We start from the raw sequence: 17,609 nt of genomic DNA on the forward strand, positions 1-17,609 counted from the left end.
TGGTCCTGGGCGCGATACCCGGGGCGTGGTTGGCGGGATCGCTCAACAGTTTGCACCAAGCCTCGCTCCGCCTGCCGCACAGCGTCGTCGGAGCCTTGATTGGCGCGATCATCGCGGTCGAGATCTACAAGGCGATCCGGGCGTGCTAGCGCGCGGGGGTTTGCCTCCCCTCGCGCGACAACTCAGGCGCTTATGCCGCCATCAACAAGAATGCCCGAACCCGTAACGTAGGCAGCGCCAGGCCCGGCGAGGAAGGTGACGGCTTCAGCGACTTCTCTCGCCTGACCGTAGCGGGCAATCGCCAGGCTCGGGAGGATGGCCGGCGCCAGAGCGCCATCGGCGGGGTTCATGTCGGTGTCGATCGGACCGGGACGGACCAGATTGACGGTGATCTCCCGCGGTCCCAGTTCACGCGCAAGACCACGCGTGAAGCTTTCCAACGCGGATTTGGTGGCCGCGTAGACGGCTATGCCGGCGAACGGAACAGACAGGCCCGCATTGCTGCCGATACTGATGATGCGGCCGCCGTTCGGAATGTGCTTCAGCGCGGCCTGGGTAATCAGGAAGACGCCGCGCACATTGACGTTCAATTGCAGATCTATCTGCTCAAGCGGCTGCTCGGAAAAGTCACCCGCGAACAGGACGCCAGCGTTATTGACCAGGATGTCGAGGCCGCCGAGGTCGGCGACGGTCTGCTCTACCGCCGCCTTGGCGGCGTCACTGCTGGCGGCGTCGGCCTGGATGGCGACCGCCTTGCGACCTAGGGCGCGAAGTTCGGCGGCGAAAGCCTCGGCCTTTGCCGCGGACTTTTCATAGGTGATGGCGACGTCCGCGCCGTCCTCGGCCAGCTTCAGCGCTATGGCCGCACCTATGCCGCGGGCCGCACCGGTGACGAGCGCGCGTTTGCCCGCAAGACGAAGAGAGGCGACGTTCATATGGGTATTCCACTGTGAATTGTTTCTGCGGCGCTCTGGAGAGAGCGGGTTACCGGCCGCTGACGTGGAGACGCATTGCGTCGACAGCGACGAGGACTTGAGCGAGGCCTGAACAGCTTGATCGGGTCATGGCCAGTCGCCGTTCCTGGGGACCGCAGGGCCGCTGGACAGCCATCCGGCGATCAGAAGACAGGCAGCGATCGCAAGGGCCGCGATGCTGTAGGCATGGCCGAAGGATCCAACGTCGCTCGCCGCTCCAAGCACCGAGAAGAACAAGCCGCCGATCAAGGCGGCCGCCAGCGCCGCACTGATCTGGAACATCGAATTGACCAAGCCGGCCGCCAGTCCCGACCGCGTCTTGTCGATGCCCCCGACAACGGTCTGGACGAGATTGGGAAGCGCGATCCCCTGTCCCACGCCGATGAAGAACAATGCGACGAATAGAAAGCGGGGAGCGCCGACTGAAATCAGAACCGCCGTGGCGATCAGACCCCCGGCTTGCACGCCCATTCCAGCGGCCGCCGCGTATCGCCCGAACACCTTGAGCGCCCGCCCGCTGACAAAGGGGCCAAGAAAGAAGCCCGCGGCGGCCGGAAGGATCGCCAACCCGGCGGCGAAAGGCGTCCGGCCCAGCCCCCCTTGTTGGTAGATTGAAAAGATCAACCAGAAGGCTGCAACGACGTAGAAGAACAGGGCGGCCAACAGGCCTCGCATGAGTCCGGGAGCCCGAAGCAGGCTTGGCGTCACGATCGGGTCGCCGCCGGCGATCTCCAGCTTTCGCTCAAAACGCCAGAACGCGAGCAAGAGCGGGACGGCGGCGGCCAGCATGACGAGCGCCCATCGCGGCCACGCCTGCTCACGACCTTCGATCAGCGGCGCGATGAGCGCAAAGAGGCCAAGCGCGAGCAGCACGGCTCCGCCGACGTCCAGCTTGCTGGGACGATCCGATCTTGTGTCCGTCACCAGGAAGAGCGCCGCCGGCGCGGCGATCGCGATCACGGGCAGGTTGACGAGAAATAGGCTTCGCCAGCCGAGCCCGACGATATCGAGCGCGATCAAGGTCCCGCCAAGAAATAGACCCGCCATCGACGCTAGACCAAAGGTCATCGCATAGAGGCTCAGCGCCTTGGGTTTTTCGTCTTCCGGAAAGATCGCATTGATCGAGGCCAGGGCCTGCGGCGCCATGATGGCGGCCGACACCCCCTGAAGGACGCGACCGATGATCAGGGCGTGGGCGGTCGACGCCCATCCGCATAAGGCCGACGAGGCCGCAAAGCCCGCCATGCCGATCAGGAAGATATTCCGGCGCCCGTAAAGGTCTCCCAGGCGGCCTCCGGTGACCAGCATGACGGCGTAGGCCGTGGCGTAGCCCGAGATGATCAGCTGCATCACGGCCGCGGAAGCGTGGAGGTCCGCTCGGATTGACGGCAACGCCACATTGACGATGAAGAAATCCAGCGGCGGCAGAAACGCTCCGGCCAGCAGGACGACCAGGGCGATCCATCTGCGAGGGTCGCGATGAGCGCCTGGGCCTAGGGCATGTATCAAGTTCGTCTCCTTCCGGTTCGCCCGCGCCGTGCGGCGGTTCCGCGGCCGCGGAACCGCCTTCCCCCTCAAGCTTCCGGGAAGTCGGTGCTGATCGTGAGGTCCTCCCAAGTCGCGATCTCCGCCTCGACCGCCGCGAGCTTGGCGCGCGCCCGACGCAAGGCGTCGGAGCCGAGCAGGAGGTGCAGCGGCGGATCCGGCGCGTCGACGATGCGCAGCAAGGCCTCGGCCGCGCGATCCGGATCGCCCAGCTGCTGACCGGCCATCGACGAGAAAGCCTGGCTGGCCCTGCCGACCGTCGCGTCATAGCCCCCGGCCCTTGGGGCGCTCAGGCGGATCGAGTGCGTCGACAGGAAGTCCGTCCGGAAAGCCCCCGGCGCGACGGCGGTCAGCTTGATGCCCAGCGGCTCGACCTCCTGGTGCAGCGACGCCGTCAAGCCCTCCAACGCGTACTTGGCCGCTGCATACAGCGCCGACGCCGCGCCCGGCGCCCGGCCCGCGATCGAAGTGATGTTGAGTATCCTCGCCTCGCCCTGGGCTCGCAGCCCGGGCAAGGCCGCGCGGATCACCTTGAACGGCCCGAAGACGTCGGTGGCGAACAGGCGCTGGGCCTCCTCGTCGCTGGCGTCTTCCAGCGCGCCCAGCAGGCCGTAGCCGGCATTGTTGACCACTACGTCCAACCGCCCTTCCGCTCGGTGGAAGGCCTCAGCGACCACGCGCTCGATGGCCACGCCGTCGGTGACGTCCAGTGTCAGGACATGCAGCTCGCCCAGCCCCTTCTCGACGAGAGGCGCGCCCGAACGGACGGTGCCGACTACGGTGTCGCCCCGCGCCAACGCAGCCTGGGCCAGCGCCAACCCCAGACCGCGCGAAATCCCGGTGATGAACCAATGCTTCGACATCGCATGCTCCTTGTGAAGCGCGTCTTGTGCGCCTGCTTTTGCGACTTCAGAATGGAGCTAATTCCGCGTAAGCTTGTAAGGCATGCTAAACAATGACCTTGAGCACTGACACACTGCTGAGCAGCGGCGACTTCGCCCATCTGCGTGCGTTCGTGGCCGTGAGCCAGGCGCTCAGCTTTACCCGCGCCGCCGAGACCCTGGGCGTCACCCCCTCGGCGCTCAGTCAAGTCGTGCGCGCCTTCGAGAACCGGATTGGGGTGCGCCTGCTGAACCGCACCACCCGTAGCGTCTCTCTGACCGACGCGGGCGAGACGCTACTTCACCGCGTCGCCCCCGCTGTCGCTGAACTCAGCCAAGCCGTCGGCCAAGTCCGGCTCTATCAAGAGCAACCTTCGGGGACGGTGCGGGTCCACGTTTTCCGGTCGGCCGCCGACCTGTACGTCCAGCCGATCCTGCCCGCATTCCGCCGCGCCTATCCCAAGGTCGTCCTGGACATCACCGTCGATGACGAGGTGGTGGACACGGTCGCGTCGGGTTTCGATGTCGCTATCCGCATAGGCGAGGTAATCGAGCGCGACATGATCGCCGTGCCCCTGGAGCCGCCGGTGCGGCAAGTCCCCGTCGCTGCACCAAGCTATGTCGCAGAACGCGGTCTACCGGTGCATCCGCGGGACCTACTAGGCCACGACTGCATCCGCTGGCGCTGGCCGGGCCGCACCCAGCCCTATCGCTGGGAGTTCTTCGAGAACGGCGCCTGGTTCGAAGTCGAGGTCGATGGGCCGCTGATTGTCAACAGCAAGGACATGGCGCTGAAGGCTGCCATAGACGGCGCAGGGGTCGCCTTCTCGGTCGAGCGCACCGCTCGCCAGGCCATTGCCGACGGCCGACTGGTCCCGATGTTGGAGGCTTGGTGCGAACCATTCCCGGGCCATCACCTTTGCTTTGCTCAGCAACGACAGATGAGCCCGGCCCTGCGCGCCTTCATCGACACGGTGCGTCAAGGCGCTGCGGCCCCCGACTGAGTTTTCCTCTGGCGGCATAGCGCCATTTGCAGACTCTCGGATCCCTCCAGGAACCGGACATTCAGAGGGGTGCAACCGATGACGGCCCCTCGTGGGGGAGATGTACAGGGAGGCCCGCAGCGGATCCAGCTCCACAGCGAGCGTAGAGGGCGGGAGGAGATGCCTCTAGGGATCGACAAGCTGGACCTACGGATCTAAGTTTCGCCTCGATGCGGCACCTGCTCGCCTTCCTGGCCATCCTGGCCCTACTGATCAGCCCGGTGACCGCCGCGGCCGCGCAGGTCGGGTGCGCCAAGGCTGGCCCCGAGGCGATGGCCATGCCGATGGCCCAGTCTGCGGACGGCGCCAAGGCCAGCCACGATCCTTGCTGCGACGAGAACCAGAAGTCGCCGCACGACGGCAAGTCCTGCGCCCAGATCTGCGCCGCGATGTGCGCGACGATCGCCGCGCTTCCCACGTCGGACATCCAGCTCCCGGCCATCGCGCCCATGCGTCTGACGGCCGCCCTCAGCGATCCGCTGCGCACCCGCGCGCCGCCGCGCGACGAACGACCACCCAAACTGATCGCCTGATCCTGACCCGCGTCTGACGCGGGTCTTTCCTGCGCCGTGTCGCCGGGGTCGCGCGTCCGCGCGCCTGCCTGTCGTCACGCCCGGGATCCGAGCGCCGCCTTCGCGCGGTCTGCCGAACCCTATCAGGACGTATCAATATGCAAATCTCCAAGACCATCGCCGCCGCCTTCGCCGCGGCCGCGCTCTCCGCCATCGCGGGCTCGCCTGCCCTGGCCTCCCCGTCGGCCGACGCCGGGGTCACCTATCGGACCTCGCTCCCGTCATCCAACCCGCACGACGTCTTCCGCCGCAACATCAAGGTCGATGAGGCGGCGACCAAGACCGCCATGGCGATGAAGGACTGCGACTACCCGATGATGAAGGGCGCCTCCGCGTCCAAGTCGGGCCACGGCGGCTAAAGCGCTCATCGACCGCGCCAGGCTCTGGCGCGGTCGATGGAAGCCTGGCGGGGCCCTCCCCGCCAGGACTTCGCCTCCAGCCGCCAAGTTCCAAATCTCATCGTGATCGGATCCCCGATGCGTATCGCCATCACCCTGGCCGCGGCGTTGCTGGCCAGCGCGGCCCAGGCCGCGCCCCTGACCTATGGCCAGGCCCTCGACACCGCCGCCGCCAACGCCCCGGCGTTGCGAGCCTCCGCCCTGCAGGTCGAGGCCGCCAAGGCCTCGGCCAAGGCGGCCGGCGCCTTGCCCGACCCCAAGCTGGCCCTGGGCCTGGACAACTTTCCTGTCTCCGGACCGCCGGCTGGCCGGTTCGGGGCCGATGAAATGACTATGGGCCGGGTCGGCTACAGCCAGGACATGCCCAGCGCCGCCAAGCGCCGGGCGCGGATCGGGCGGGCCCAGGCCGACATCGTCGCCGCAGGAGCCGAGGGCGCCGTCGAGGCCCGGCAGGTCCGCGTCGCCGCCGCCCTGGCCTGGATCGAACTGCTCTACGCCCAGCGCAAACTCGCCGCCCTGGACGGCGTGGTCGCTCAGCTAGATCCGCTGTGGAAAGCCGCGCCGTCCGGCGTCGCCTCCGGACGCTCGCGGCCGGCCCAGGCGCTCGAAGCCGCCCAGATGCGCGCCGCCTTGGAGGATCGCCGGAGCGAGGCGGTCTCGGAACTGGGCCGGGCGCGCGCGGCCCTTACCCGATGGATCGGCGATCCCGACCCGCAGGCGATCGGCCAGCCGCCCGACCTTGATCTGGAGCCCGCGACCTTGCGGGCCGCGATCGACCGCAATCCCACTTTACTCGCCCGCGAAGCTGCCGCCCGCCAAGCCCAGGCCGACGTCGCCTTGGCCAAGGCCGACAAGCGCCCCGACTGGAGCTGGGAGGTGGCCTATCAGCGCCGCGACCCGATGTTCGGCGACATGGTGTCGGCCGGGGTCAGCGTCAGCCTGCCGCTGTGGGGCAAGAGCCGCCAGAACCCGATGATCGCCGCGCGCGCCGCCAGCGCCGGCCGGGCCGACGCCCAGCGCGAGGACACCCGCCGCGCCCTGGCCGCCCAGCTCGAAGCCGACCTGGCCGATCATGTCATGCACCACGAACAATGGCTGCGGGCCCGCGACACGCTGCTGCCGCTGGCCAAGCAGCGCGCCGAGCTGGAGACCGCCGGCTACGGCGCCGGCACGGCCGCCCTGCCCGACGTGCTGGCCGCCTTCGCCGGCCTCTCCGACGCCCAACTCGCCACCCTCGACCGCGAGGCCGCCGTCGCCATCGACGCCGCCCGCCTGACCCTGACCTACGGAAGCGACGACCAATGAGCGCCTCTCCCCCGATGAAGCTTCTCCTGGCCGGCGCCGCGGCGCTGGTCGTGGTCGCCGGCGCTGGCGGCTACGGCCTGGCCCGGTTGACCGCCAAGCCGGCGATGTCGGACGCCCCCGCCGACGGCCGCAAGATCCTCTACTGGTACGACCCGATGGTCCCGGCCCAACGCTTCGACAAGCCGGGCAAGTCGCCGTTCATGGACATGCAGCTGGTCCCCAAATACGCCGGCGAGGCGGACACCAGCGGCTCCTCGGCGGGGGTGCGCATCGATCCGGCCATCGCGCAGAACCTCGGGGTGCGCACCGTGGAGGCCCGCCAGGGCGTGCTGGCCAGCGGCCTGACCGCCACCGGCGTTGTCGACTTCAACCAGCGCGACGTGGCCGTGGTCCAGGCGCGCGCCGGCGGCTTCGTCCAGAAGGTCTACGGCCGCGCGCCGGGCGACGTGATCGGGGCCGGCGCGCCCCTGGCCGACCTGCTGGTCCCTGATTGGGGCGGCGCCCAGGCCGAATATCTGGCGGTCAGGAGAACCGACGACACGGCCTTGATCGCCGCCGCCCGCCAGCGCCTGCGACTGCTGGGCATGCCCGAGGGCGTGATCGCCGCCGTCGATCGCGATGGCCGGGCCCGCACGACCATCACGGTCAGCGCGCCGCTGGGCGGGGTGATCACCAAGCTCGACGTCCGCACCGGCATGACCGTGGCGACGGGTCAGGGCCTCGCCGAGATCAATGGCCTGTCCCGCGTCTGGATCACCGCGGCCGTGCCCGAGGCCCAGGCCGGGCAGTTGCGCCAAGGCCAGTCGGTCGGCGTCGCCCTGGCCGCCTATCCCGGCGAGACGCTCCGCGGCACGGTGCAGGCCATCCTGCCCCAGGCCCAGGGCGACAGCCGCACCTTGCAGGCCCGCATCGAGCTGCCCAATCCCGGCGGCAAGCTGCGGCCGGGCATGTTCGCCACCGTCAGCTTCGACAGCGACGCCCGGCCCGCCCTGCTGCTGCCCTCAGAAGCGGTGATCCGCACCGGCCCGCGCGCGATCGTCATGCTGGCGGGCGAAAACGGCCGCTACCAAGCCGTCGAGGTCAAGGTCGGCCGCGAAGCCGGCGGCCAGAGCGAGATCCTGGCGGGCCTGAACGCCGGCCAGAAGGTCGTCGCCTCCGGCCAGTTCCTGATCGACTCCGAAGCCAGCCTGGGGGGCCTGAACGTTCGTCCGCTGCCCGCGACAGGACCGGCAATGTCGGCCATGGCGCCTGCCGCCAAGCCCGCCTTGGCCGAAGCCGTCGGCCGCGTCGAGCAGGTGTCCGGAGGCAGCATCACGCTCTCCCATGGCCCGGTGCCGGCGATCGGCTGGCCCGCCATGACCATGGCCTTCCGCGCCGACCCGATGCTGCTCAAGGGCCTCAAGCCCGGCGACCAGGTCAGCTTCGCCTTCGAGCAGCCGCCCGCTGGCTCGACCGTGCGCCGGATCGCCAAGACCGGAGCGGCCCGATGATCGCCGGCCTGATCCGCTGGTCGGTCGCCAATCGCTTCTTCGTGCTGCTGGGGGCCCTGGCCTTGATCGTCGCCGGCGGCCTGGCGGTGCGCTTGACCTCGATCGACGCCCTGCCGGACCTCTCCGACACCCAGGTGATCATCCGCACCAGCTATCCGGGCCAGGCCCCGCAACTGGTCGAGAACCAAGTCACCTATCCGCTGGCCACCACCATGCTGTCGGTGCCCGGGGCCAAGACCGTACGGGGCTATTCGTTCTTCGGCGACAGCTTCGTCTACGTGATCTTCGACGACAAAACTGACCTGTACTGGGCCCGCTCGCGGGTGCTGGAATATCTCAACCAGGTCCAGGCCCGCCTGCCGCAGAGCGCCCGTCCGGCCCTGGGCCCCGATGCCACCGGGGTCGGCTGGGTCTATGAATACGCCCTGGTCGACAAGACCGGCGGCCACGATCTTAGCCAGCTGCGATCCCTGCAGGACTGGTTCCTGCGCTATGAGCTCAAGACCCTGCCCGGCGTGGCCGAGGTCTCGGCGATCGGCGGCATGGTGCGCCAGTACCAGCTCGTGCTCGATCCGGTGAAACTGGCCAGCTACGGCGTCACTCACCAGCAGGTGGTCGCGGCCCTGAAGGGCGCCAACGCCGAGACCGGCGGCTCGGTGCTCGAACTGGGCGAGGCCGAATACATGGTCCGCGCCACGGGCTATCTGAAGACCCTGGAAGACTTCCAGGCCGTGCCGCTGAAGACCTTCGCCGGCGGCGTCCCGGTGCGGCTGGGCGATGTCGCCACCATCCAGATCGGCCCGGAGATGCGGCGCGGCGTCGCCGAACTCAACGGCCAAGGCGAGGTGGCCGGCGGGGTGGTGATCCTGCGCTCGGGTGAAAACGCCCGCACCACCATCGCGGCGGTGAAGACCAAGCTGGCCGAGCTGAAGAAGAGCCTGCCGCCCGGCGTCGAGGTGGTCACCACCTATGACCGCTCGGCCCTGATCGACCGCGCCGTCCATAACCTGACCGGCAAGCTCCTCGAGGAGTTTCTGGTCGTCGCCCTGGTCTGCGCCCTGTTCCTGGGCCACCTGCGCTCGGCCCTGGTGGCGATCATCTCCCTGCCGCTGGGGGTGCTGGCCGCCTTCCTGGTGATGAAAAGCCAGGGCGTCGACGCCAACATCATGTCGCTGGGCGGCATCGCCATCGCCATCGGGGCGATGGTCGACGCGGCCGTGGTGATGATCGAGAACGCCCACAAGCGCCTGGAGCGCTGGGCGCACGAGCACCCTGGCGAGACCCTGGACGGCGAGACGCGCTGGCGGGTGATCACCGAGGCCGCCGCCGAGGTCGGGCCGGCGCTGTTCTTCAGCCTGCTGATCATCACCCTGTCGTTCATCCCGGTCTTCACGCTGCAGGCCCAGGAGGGCCGGCTCTTCCGGCCGCTGGCCTTCACCAAGACCTACGCCATGGCGGCGGCGGCCATCCTGTCGGTGACGCTGATCCCGGTGCTGATGGGCTACCTGATCCGCGGCAAGATCCCGGATGAAGCCTCCAACCCGATCAATCGCGTCCTGACCGCCGCCTATCGCCCTGGCCTGGACTGGGTGATGCGCAAGCCAAGGACCACCCTGGTCATCGCGGCCCTGGCCTTCGCCACCACGGCCTGGCCGTTGGCCCGTCTGGGGGGAGAGTTCATGCCCAACATGGACGAGGGCGACCTGCTCTACATGCCCTCGGCCCTGCCGGGACTGTCGGCGGCCAAGGCCGGAGCGCTGCTCCAACAGACCGATCGGATGATCAAGACCGTGCCGGAAGTCGACAGCGTGTTTGGCAAGGCCGGCCGCGCCGAGAGCGCCACCGATCCGGCCCCGCTGGAAATGTTCGAGACCACCATCCGCTTCAAGCCACGCGATCAGTGGCGACCGGGCATGACGCCCGACAAGCTGGTCGCTGACCTGGACGAACGGGTGAAGGTCCCGGGCCTGACCAATGTCTGGGTTCCGCCGATCCGCAACCGCATCGACATGCTGGCCACCGGCATCAAGAGCCCGATCGGGGTGAAGGTCTCCGGCGCCAACCTCGCCGAACTGGACCGCATCGCCCGCGAGGTCGAGGGCGTCGCCAAGACCGTTCCCGGCGTCAGCTCGGCCCTGGCAGAGCGGTTGACCGGCGGGCGCTATGTCGACGTCACCATCGATCGGGCCGCCGCCGCCCGGTTCGGCCTCAACATCGACGACGTCCAATCGATCGTCTCCGGGGCGATCGGCGGCGAGACCATCGGCCAGACGGTCGAGGGTCTGGCCCGCTATCCGATCAGCGTCCGCTATCCGCGCGAACTTCGGGGCAGCCTTGAGGGCCTGCGGGCCCTGCCGGTGCTGACGCCGGGCGGCCAGCAGATCACCCTGGGCACGGTCGCCGACGTCCGCATTGCCGACGGGCCGCCGATGCTCAAGAGCGAGAACGGTCGGCCCACGACCTGGGTCTATGTCGACGTGCGGGGCCGCGATCTGGCCTCGGTGGTCGGCGATCTGCGCCAGGCCGTCGGTCAGAAGGTCAGGCTGTCGACCGGCGTCAGCCTCTCCTATTCCGGCCAGTTCGAATATCTGCAGCGGGCCGCCGACCGGCTGAAGATCGTCGTGCCGGCCACCCTGCTGATCATCTTCGTCCTGCTCTACGTGATCTTCCGCCGCTTCGACGAGGCGGGGCTGATCATGGCCACCCTGCCGTTCGCTCTGACCGGCGGCATCTGGACGCTCTATCTAGCTGGCTTCCACCAGTCGGTGGCCACCGGGGTCGGCTTCATCGCCCTGGCCGGGGTCTCGGCGGAGTTCGGGGTGGTGATGCTGATCTACCTCAAGCACGCCATGGAGGCCCTGGGGCCGGACCCGACATCCGTCCAGATCGTGGCGGCGGTGCGCGAAGGCGCCCTGCTGCGCGTGCGGCCCAAGGCCATGACCGTGGCGGTGATCCTGGCGGGCCTGGCCCCCATCCTCTGGGGCCATGGCGCCGGCTCCGAAGTGATGAGCCGCATCGCCGCCCCGATGATCGGCGGCATGCTCACCGCGCCCCTGCTGTCGATGTTCGTCGTCCCGGCCGGCTACCTGTTGCTGCGCCGCCGACGGACCCGGACGTCCCTTTCTGCTTCCCCCTCAGCCTAAGGAGATTAGCTGATGAAGACCCTGTCCCTAACCTTCGCCGCCCTGCTCGCGACGACAAGCCTGGCAGCCTGCGGCCGCAAGACCGAAGCGCCCGCCGCTCCGGCCGCGCCGGCCCCAGCCGCCGCGCCCGCCCCGGCGGCGAGCGGCGACATGGCCGGCATGGACATGGCGCCCGCCGACAAGATGGCCAAGGGCGTCGGCGTCGTGACGGCGATCGACAAGGCTGCAGGCACGATCACCCTGGACCACGACGCCATCCCCGAGGCCGGCTGGCCGGCCATGACCATGGGCTTCAAGGCCGCGCCGGCCCTGCTGGAGGGCGTGGCGGTCGGCGACAAGGTGACCTTTGACCTAAAGCTTCATGACGGATCGGGCGAGGTCACGGCGATCGCCAAACAATAGGGCGGCGCGGCGAGCCGCTCGATCCGCCGCTACAACTGCGACAATGCCCCGAGAACGACAGTCCATCTCCCGATGGGCTGTCGTGGCGAGGCCGCGCCAGTAGCCGACCTTGGGACAGCGCCGGGTTCCGGACATTCAAACGCCGGCGAACATCCGCCCAGGTCGTGATCATAATGTCGCATACTCGACAAATGTCTCTGAGAGTCGCAACCACGCGGGAACGGGTTTGGCGCTTGACCGTAATCCCTGCATGCCACGGGCCCGTATCCTTATTGTCGAAGACGAATACCTTGTCGCCGCCGACCTCGAAGCGGCGCTTGAGGAGCTTGGCTACAGTTGCGCGGGCATCGCCCCCGATCTTGAGACGGCCCTGACGCTCGGGTCGAGCAAGCCCGACCTGGCCTTGGTCGATATCCACCTGCGCGACGGCCAGACCGGCCCCCTGATTGCCGAGCGCCTGGCGCAAGAGCATGGGATTTCCGTTCTCTTCGTGACCGCCAACCCACGCATGGCCCTGGACGCCAGCCCGCCCGGCACCATCGGCGTGCTGAGCAAGCCGTGCCGCGAAGAAGTCGTGGCGGCCGCGGTGGCCTATGCGCTGCAGTTCAAGAGCGGCGCACCACTGCTCTCGCCGCCGAGCGGCCTGACGCTCATGCAAGGCGGCGCTTGAGCTACAGATCGCGGCTCAGCCGGTCGATCAGAACTTCGATCTCCACGCACAGGCCGCTCGGCTTCCACTCGCGACGGATCAGACCGCCGAGCTGTTGGGCCACGCTCATATCCGCCAGACGCGTGCCAAAACCCGTCCGTGTCGGCTCGCCGTCGATAATGGGGCCACCCGCCTCGCACCAAGTTATGCGAACCGACCCATTGGCCCGGAGGATCTCGACGTCCACGCGTCCGTCAGACGTCGTAAGCGCGCCGTACTTGGCCGCGTTGGTGGCCAGTTCATGGAACACCAGCGCTATGGGTGTCGCGCCCCGATCATCGACAGGGACATCGTCGCCGACGACCGCGATACGCCCTGCATCGAAGGCCGGATAGGGGCTGAAGATTTCTAGCAGGAGACCCTTCAGCGTCGAGCCACCCAGCGCCGGCCGCGACGCCTCGCTATGGGGCCGCGCGAACTCATGTGCACGGCCCAGCGCGGCGATCCGTTCCTGAAGCTCCTTGGCGAACCCTCGGACCGACGGGTCATGACGGCTCGAAAGGCCGATCAGCCCCGAGATCACCGCGAAGATGTTCTTGATGCGATGACTCAGTTCGCGGCTGAGCAGCTCGTTCTGCTCGGCGGCCATCTTGGCGTCGTGAATGTCGGTGCAGGTTCCGATCCAGCGCGAAATGGCGCCCTCGTCGTTGAAGACCGGCAGCGCGCGCCCAAGCGTCCAGCGGTATTCACCGGATTTGTGGCGCAGCCGGTACTCGATTTCGTAAGGCTCTCCGGTCGTCAGGCTACGCCGCCACCGTGTCCGGGCGCGATCCTGGTCTTGCGGGTGGAACATCCCGTTCCACTCTTCGCCGTCGGTGCTGCCCTCCGGAACGCCGGTGAATTCGTACCAACGGGCGTTGTAATAGTCGTGGAAACCGTCCGGCCGCGTGGACCAGACCATCTGCGGCATGGCGTAGGTGAGCACCTGCAGGTGCGCGCGGCTCTGGCTGAGCGCGTCGGCGGGAGTAGGAGCGCCGTTCAGCCACGGCGCGCGCATAGGCTCGCCAACTGCACCCATGGAATCAGCGTTTGCGCCGGGATTGTTCTGCTCCAAGGCTCGCTTCCCGATCAGACGTTTTGCGCTTGATCGGCGTGGCCGCAGTCAAGCTCTGCCCTGACATAGTCGGGGGAAGTGGAAAAGGTTCCCGCTTCGCTGGCCCCCGCCCCGCTCCCGATCGAGAAACCCGTGTATCCGGCCGGGTCGCGCCATTACCGGACTCCGGCACATCTCCAGGAAGCTGACATTCAGCGCCCAGCTGCGGAGTCAGGCAGACCATTGCGGACGTTCGCTCCCAGTGTGACGCTGGTTCTGTGATGCGGGATCAGGGTTGTTCATGAAACCGGCGATATTGATGGTGGATGTTGATGGCGTGATCGTCCGTCCGATCAATCCACTAGGATGGTCAGCGGAAATTGAACGCGATCTCGGCATCCCCGCAGCCGTGCTTCAGTCGCGCTTTTTTCATCTCCACTGGGACGACATCGTCCACGGCCGCGCCGCACTTCGTGAGAGGTTGGCCATCGCCCTGGCGGAGATCGCCCCGCAGGTCAGTTGCGAACAGTTGATCCGCTACTGGTTCAAATGTGACTCCGAGCTAGACACTGGGCTATTGGCGCAGCTTAAGGCGTTGCGCGCGACGGGCGTGACGCTGCATTTGGCCACGGTTCAAGAGCACGAACGCGCGACCTATCTCTGGAATGATCTGGGTCTTCGAGACCATTTCGACGACATGCACTACGCCGCGAGCCTGGGCGTCTCAAAGCCGTCCCAAGGATTCTACGAAGCCGTGGAGAGGCGCGTGGGATTGCGCGGCTCGGCCATCGCCTTCATCGATGACAGCGAAAGAAATGTGCGGGCCGCGCGCGAAAGAGGCTGGCAGGCCGCGCTCTGGACCCCGGGCGCTTCGCTTGACGCGCTTTTTCCAGAACTCGGCCACCCTTAGAATGACGTCCGCCATCCACGGTTCCCAGCCCGTCGATGCGTCCGCTTTCTCACGCCGCCAGCTTTGAGCGAGGAGGTCGGGGAGCGCAATGGTCAGACTCTCGGGCCGCTCCTGGCCTTGAAATCCGTCAGGTGCACGGCAGCAACCGCGAAGCCCCTGGACGATCGTACATCTGCCTGAGATCAAGTGCGCCACGAGTTGGCTTACGAATATCCTCCGGGCTCCGAACCTTAAGCCTCCAGCGACACGGCCCGAACTTGAGCGCTCCAGTCGCCTCGGAGGGACCATTAGCGCAAGGGCGCGGCCGTCCAATGAAATCACTTTTCATCCGGGCAATATTGACCATTTATTTTATCCGGATAAATAAATTTCGTACCCGCAGTGCAGTCCGCGGAGTTTTAAATGAGCCGACGATGACGCATGTGGAGACCAACGGTATCGAATTGGCGTGCGAGACGTTCGGCCCCCCCTCCGATGAGTCGATCCTGCTGATTGCCGGACTGGGGACGCAAATGGTCCGATGGACCGTTCCCTTCTGTCTCGACTTTGTGGCACGCGGCTATCATGTGATCCGCTTCGACAATCGCGACGCTGGCCGCTCGACGCATATCAGTAACCGTACTCCGCCTGATTTTGGCGAGTTGGCCGCCGCGCTCAAGGCCGAACGAATGCCGGAGGTCCCGTATACGCTCCGCGACATGGCGGCGGATGCGGTCGGGCTGCTTGACGCCCTTTCCATTGATCGGGCCCATGTCGTTGGTCGATCCATGGGCGGCATGATTGCGCAGGTCATGGCGTGTGAGCATCGCGAACGCGTCGCCTCACTGACTTCCATCATGTCGAGCACCGGCAATCCGGCCCTTCCGCCACCTTTGCCGGACGCCATGGCGATGATGACCAGTCCCGCTCCCGATCCCGTCTCGGACGAAGCAGGCTACCTAGCCCATAGCCTGGCCTTCGCGCGCCGCATCGCCGGCAGGCGTTACCCGTTCGACGAGGCCGCCACGCGTCGTCTCATTATAGAGGAGGCCCGTCGCGCCCAGGATCGCAATGGCTTCGCCCGTCAAATCGCGGCGATCGCCGTAGCCGGCGACCGTCGGGCACGGCTCAGGACCGTGGTCGCGCCAACACTCGTCATCCACGGGAGCGATGATCCGCTCTTTCCGCCGGCCTGCGGCGAGGATACGGCCGCTTCGATCCCAGATGCGGAGTTCATGCTCTTGGAGGGCATGGGGCATGACCTTCCACCCGACCTGTATGGCGCGGTAGCTGAGGCGATCGACCGAGTAGCGAAAAGACCCCGGTGGAGCGCCTAGGCGCCGGCTGATGTCCAACGCTCGACGCCTAAGCGAGCGTCGCCCTTCAGCTTGGGGAGCCTCGTTCCAGAGCGCCGTGCGGTGCGCGCTGAGGCTGGGCCACAGCGCCACTGGCCAGTTGACGCTTCAGGCGACGGCAGACCGGCTTGCCACGCCGCCTCACGGGTAGTTCGCGCCAATGGTGGCCATCTAGCGGACCAATCGACCGTCCGCAGAGGCTGGTCTGCGGACATCGATCAAGGGAAGCTCGAGCAAACTCACGGCACCCAACCTCGCCTCGACTTCACCTCTTCGGATAGATCGTCAGGGATGGAACGGCTTTCAGCCGGACGACGAGACATGAGCGCGCCGCAGCGTCGGCCGCAGGTTCGAAGCGGAAGCCGAGGTAGCTATACTGCGGCGGACGCGGCAGGTGATAGTAGATAAAGACGCCTAGGGGGTGGTTAGCCCCGACGCCCACACCCTAGCCAATAGGTCCCGAGAAGGCCGCCATCAGGGCCATCAAAAGGCCGAAGACCAAGCAGATCGGCGCGAAGACGAAGCGGCCCGCCCAGTCGGCGCGATGCTCCCCGAGCAGGCGCGTCCACATCGCCCCCCGGCCATAGCTTAGAGTCCACCTGCGAACCTTGGGCGAAGAAAACATGAAATAGCCCAGGGCCATGGCGGCCAGGCCCAGAACGATCATCACGATATTGCCCAGCGCCATTGCTTTCGACCTTTATGCGACGGACAGCCGGCCCGGTGGGCGGCGCCGTCGGTTGACACATGGCCTGCGATTAGACTGAGTTGGCGTATCAGGCCACTGCAAGCGCAGTTCGCCCAGCGCCTCGACGACCTGCATCAGCACGGATCAACGTCCCAGCACGAGCACCGAGAACGTCCCGCTCTTGGCGCTCCGCCGGCCACCTGGCTGGGCCGGCGGATCGTAGTCGGCGGACGGCAGATAGACCTTGCCGGTCTGCGGATCGAACGTTCCCGTCCGGGCGCCAGGCTTGGTCGCCACCGTCTCGATCACCGCGACGTCGGTCGGGCCGTGTACGGCGATCACCGACAGAGTCCCCGCCCCGCCGCTCGGCACATAGGCCAGATGGCGCTGGGCGTCGTAGAAGACCGCGTCTGGCTCTTCGCCGACTGGCAGGCTGGCCACAATCTTGCCGGAGACCGACGACACGACCTCGGCCTTGCCGTTGGCGCAGGCGGCGATCAGCAGGCGGACGTCGGCGGCGTAGGCCAGGCCGCTGGGCTCGTCGCAGCCGACCATGGCCCAGTGGGCGACGACCTTGCGCGCGGCCGTGTCGATGACGGCGATCTCGCCTTTGTCCTCGACATTGACGAACACTCGGCCCTGGCCGTCGGTCGCACCGAACTCCAGCTTGCCGCCGACCGGGATCCCCCCCACCGCCTTGGCCGCCTTGGCGTCGATCAGCGTGATGTCGCCGCTGCGGCCGTTCATGACGAAGGCCAGGCCGCTGGCGGGGTCGAACAGCGCCGCATCCGGATTCTGACCGGTCGCGACCGTGGCGCGGACCACGCCGGTCATGGCGTCGACCAGAGTGGCGGTATTGGCGCCGCCGTTGGTGACCAGCAGTTCGTCACCGCCCGGCAGCGGCAAGGCGCTATGTGCGCGCTGGGCGGCCACCAGCGCCGGCGTAACCTTGCCTGTGTCGACATCAATGGCGGTGACCGCCGCGCCGTGCGCCACGTATAGGCGGCGATGGACGGGGTCAAAATTGGCGTAGTCCCAGCCGCCGTCCGGACCGGCGATGCGGTCGACGATCTTCATCGGCGCGGGCCCTGCGGCGGCCAGGGCTTGAGCAGCCGTCACGACGGTCAGGGCCAGGATGGAGGCGGCCAGGAACTTGGTCTTCATGGGGAAATCCTGCTGAGA

16 protein-coding genes are annotated in these 17,609 nt (G+C 67.4%); 10 read left to right on the forward strand and 6 right to left on the reverse strand.

Annotated elements, in window-relative coordinates:
• Positions 1 to 182: 182 nt before the first annotated feature.
• The 3 genes from G3M57_RS18135 to G3M57_RS18145 form a co-directional block, all read right to left on the reverse strand.
• Entirely contained in the window at positions 183 to 935 is a 753-nt protein-coding gene (locus tag G3M57_RS18135; protein WP_163232159.1) for an SDR family oxidoreductase, read from the reverse strand.
• Positions 936 to 1,061: 126 nt separating this feature from the next.
• A complete protein-coding gene (locus G3M57_RS18140) occupies positions 1,062 to 2,483 on the reverse strand; it encodes an MFS transporter (RefSeq protein WP_208789617.1) in 1,422 nt (473 codons plus the stop codon).
• A 65-nt stretch (positions 2,484 to 2,548) separates the two neighbouring features.
• The gene (locus G3M57_RS18145; RefSeq protein WP_163232161.1) at positions 2,549 to 3,382 is read right to left on the reverse strand and encodes an oxidoreductase; all 834 of its coding nucleotides are present in this window, start codon (positions 3,380 to 3,382) and stop codon (positions 2,549 to 2,551) included.
• A gap of 98 nt (positions 3,383 to 3,480) precedes the next feature.
• Here G3M57_RS18145 and G3M57_RS18150 point away from each other — a divergent pair, with 98 nt between their 5' ends.
• The 8 genes from G3M57_RS18150 (at position 3,481) to G3M57_RS18185 (ending at position 12,423) form a co-directional block, all read left to right on the forward strand.
• Positions 3,481 to 4,404, forward strand: a complete 924-nt coding sequence (locus G3M57_RS18150; protein WP_208789618.1) for a LysR family transcriptional regulator — start codon at positions 3,481 to 3,483, stop codon at positions 4,402 to 4,404.
• 209 nt (positions 4,405 to 4,613) lie between these two features.
• On the forward strand, positions 4,614 to 4,976 hold the full coding sequence (locus G3M57_RS18155; RefSeq protein ID WP_163232165.1) for a hypothetical protein: 363 nt from the start codon (positions 4,614 to 4,616) through the stop codon (positions 4,974 to 4,976).
• Between the two features lie 137 nt (positions 4,977 to 5,113).
• On the forward strand, positions 5,114 to 5,374 hold the full coding sequence (locus G3M57_RS18160; protein ID WP_163232167.1) for a hypothetical protein: 261 nt from the start codon (positions 5,114 to 5,116) through the stop codon (positions 5,372 to 5,374).
• A gap of 117 nt (positions 5,375 to 5,491) precedes the next feature.
• Positions 5,492 to 6,718, forward strand: a complete 1,227-nt coding sequence (locus G3M57_RS18165) for a TolC family protein (RefSeq protein ID WP_163232169.1) — start codon at positions 5,492 to 5,494, stop codon at positions 6,716 to 6,718.
• Entirely contained in the window at positions 6,715 to 8,208 is a 1,494-nt protein-coding gene (locus tag G3M57_RS18170) for an efflux RND transporter periplasmic adaptor subunit (RefSeq protein WP_163232172.1), read from the forward strand. Before G3M57_RS18165 ends, G3M57_RS18170 begins: the two co-directional genes overlap by 4 nt.
• Positions 8,205 to 11,351, forward strand: a complete 3,147-nt coding sequence (locus tag G3M57_RS18175) for an efflux RND transporter permease subunit (protein WP_163232174.1) — start codon at positions 8,205 to 8,207, stop codon at positions 11,349 to 11,351. Before G3M57_RS18170 ends, G3M57_RS18175 begins: the two co-directional genes overlap by 4 nt.
• A 12-nt stretch (positions 11,352 to 11,363) precedes the next feature.
• Positions 11,364 to 11,753: a copper-binding protein gene (locus tag G3M57_RS18180; RefSeq protein WP_163232176.1), complete on the forward strand. Its 390-nt coding sequence runs from the start codon at positions 11,364 to 11,366 to the stop codon at positions 11,751 to 11,753.
• Between the two features lie 226 nt (positions 11,754 to 11,979).
• A complete protein-coding gene (locus G3M57_RS18185) occupies positions 11,980 to 12,423 on the forward strand; it encodes a response regulator (protein WP_244322568.1) in 444 nt (147 codons plus the stop codon).
• A 1-nt stretch (position 12,424) separates the two neighbouring features.
• On the opposite strand, the gene G3M57_RS18190 is transcribed toward G3M57_RS18185, so the two are convergent.
• Positions 12,425 to 13,516, reverse strand: a complete 1,092-nt coding sequence (locus G3M57_RS18190) for a PAS domain-containing protein (RefSeq protein WP_230983664.1) — start codon at positions 13,514 to 13,516, stop codon at positions 12,425 to 12,427.
• A 280-nt stretch (positions 13,517 to 13,796) separates the two neighbouring features.
• Between G3M57_RS18190 and G3M57_RS18195 the strand changes: the two genes are divergently transcribed.
• The gene (locus G3M57_RS18195) at positions 13,797 to 14,405 is read left to right on the forward strand and encodes an HAD family hydrolase (RefSeq protein WP_163232178.1); all 609 of its coding nucleotides are present in this window, start codon (positions 13,797 to 13,799) and stop codon (positions 14,403 to 14,405) included.
• Positions 14,406 to 14,716: 311 nt separating this feature from the next.
• A complete protein-coding gene (locus tag G3M57_RS18200; protein ID WP_230983665.1) occupies positions 14,717 to 15,721 on the forward strand; it encodes an alpha/beta fold hydrolase in 1,005 nt (334 codons plus the stop codon).
• A gap of 463 nt (positions 15,722 to 16,184) precedes the next feature.
• Here G3M57_RS18200 and G3M57_RS18205 read toward each other — a convergent pair whose 3' ends face one another.
• Positions 16,185 to 16,427 carry a hypothetical protein gene (locus tag G3M57_RS18205; RefSeq protein WP_056757692.1) on the reverse strand — a complete coding sequence of 81 codons (243 nt, stop codon included), beginning with the start codon at positions 16,425 to 16,427 and terminating at the stop codon, positions 16,185 to 16,187.
• A gap of 144 nt (positions 16,428 to 16,571) precedes the next feature.
• On the reverse strand, positions 16,572 to 17,591 hold the full coding sequence (locus G3M57_RS18210; RefSeq protein ID WP_163232179.1) for a beta-propeller fold lactonase family protein: 1,020 nt from the start codon (positions 17,589 to 17,591) through the stop codon (positions 16,572 to 16,574).
• Positions 17,592 to 17,609: the final 18 nt, after the last annotated feature.

It is taken from the genome of Caulobacter rhizosphaerae (assembly GCF_010977555.1).
Taxonomy (GTDB): domain Bacteria; phylum Pseudomonadota; class Alphaproteobacteria; order Caulobacterales; family Caulobacteraceae; genus Caulobacter; species Caulobacter rhizosphaerae.

Bases quoted from the DNA above. Each gene is read 5' to 3' on its own strand.
- G3M57_RS18135 (WP_163232159.1), bottom strand. From the start codon at position 935: ATGAACGTCGCCTCTCTTCGTCTTGCGGGCAAACGCGCGCTCGTCACC.
- G3M57_RS18145 (WP_163232161.1), bottom strand. From the start codon at position 3,382: ATGTCGAAGCATTGGTTCATCACCGGGATTTCGCGCGGTCTGGGGTTG.
- G3M57_RS18155 (WP_163232165.1), top strand. From the start codon at position 4,614: ATGCGGCACCTGCTCGCCTTCCTGGCCATCCTGGCCCTACTGATCAGC.
- G3M57_RS18160 (WP_163232167.1), top strand. From the start codon at position 5,114: ATGCAAATCTCCAAGACCATCGCCGCCGCCTTCGCCGCGGCCGCGCTC.
- G3M57_RS18165 (WP_163232169.1), top strand. From the start codon at position 5,492: ATGCGTATCGCCATCACCCTGGCCGCGGCGTTGCTGGCCAGCGCGGCC.
- G3M57_RS18170 (WP_163232172.1), top strand. From the start codon at position 6,715: ATGAGCGCCTCTCCCCCGATGAAGCTTCTCCTGGCCGGCGCCGCGGCG.
- G3M57_RS18175 (WP_163232174.1), top strand. From the start codon at position 8,205: ATGATCGCCGGCCTGATCCGCTGGTCGGTCGCCAATCGCTTCTTCGTG.
- G3M57_RS18180 (WP_163232176.1), top strand. From the start codon at position 11,364: ATGAAGACCCTGTCCCTAACCTTCGCCGCCCTGCTCGCGACGACAAGC.
- G3M57_RS18195 (WP_163232178.1), top strand. From the start codon at position 13,797: ATGAAACCGGCGATATTGATGGTGGATGTTGATGGCGTGATCGTCCGT.
- G3M57_RS18200 (WP_230983665.1), top strand. From the start codon at position 14,717: ATGAAATCACTTTTCATCCGGGCAATATTGACCATTTATTTTATCCGG.
- G3M57_RS18205 (WP_056757692.1), bottom strand. From the start codon at position 16,427: ATGGCGCTGGGCAATATCGTGATGATCGTTCTGGGCCTGGCCGCCATG.
- G3M57_RS18210 (WP_163232179.1), bottom strand. From the start codon at position 17,591: ATGAAGACCAAGTTCCTGGCCGCCTCCATCCTGGCCCTGACCGTCGTG.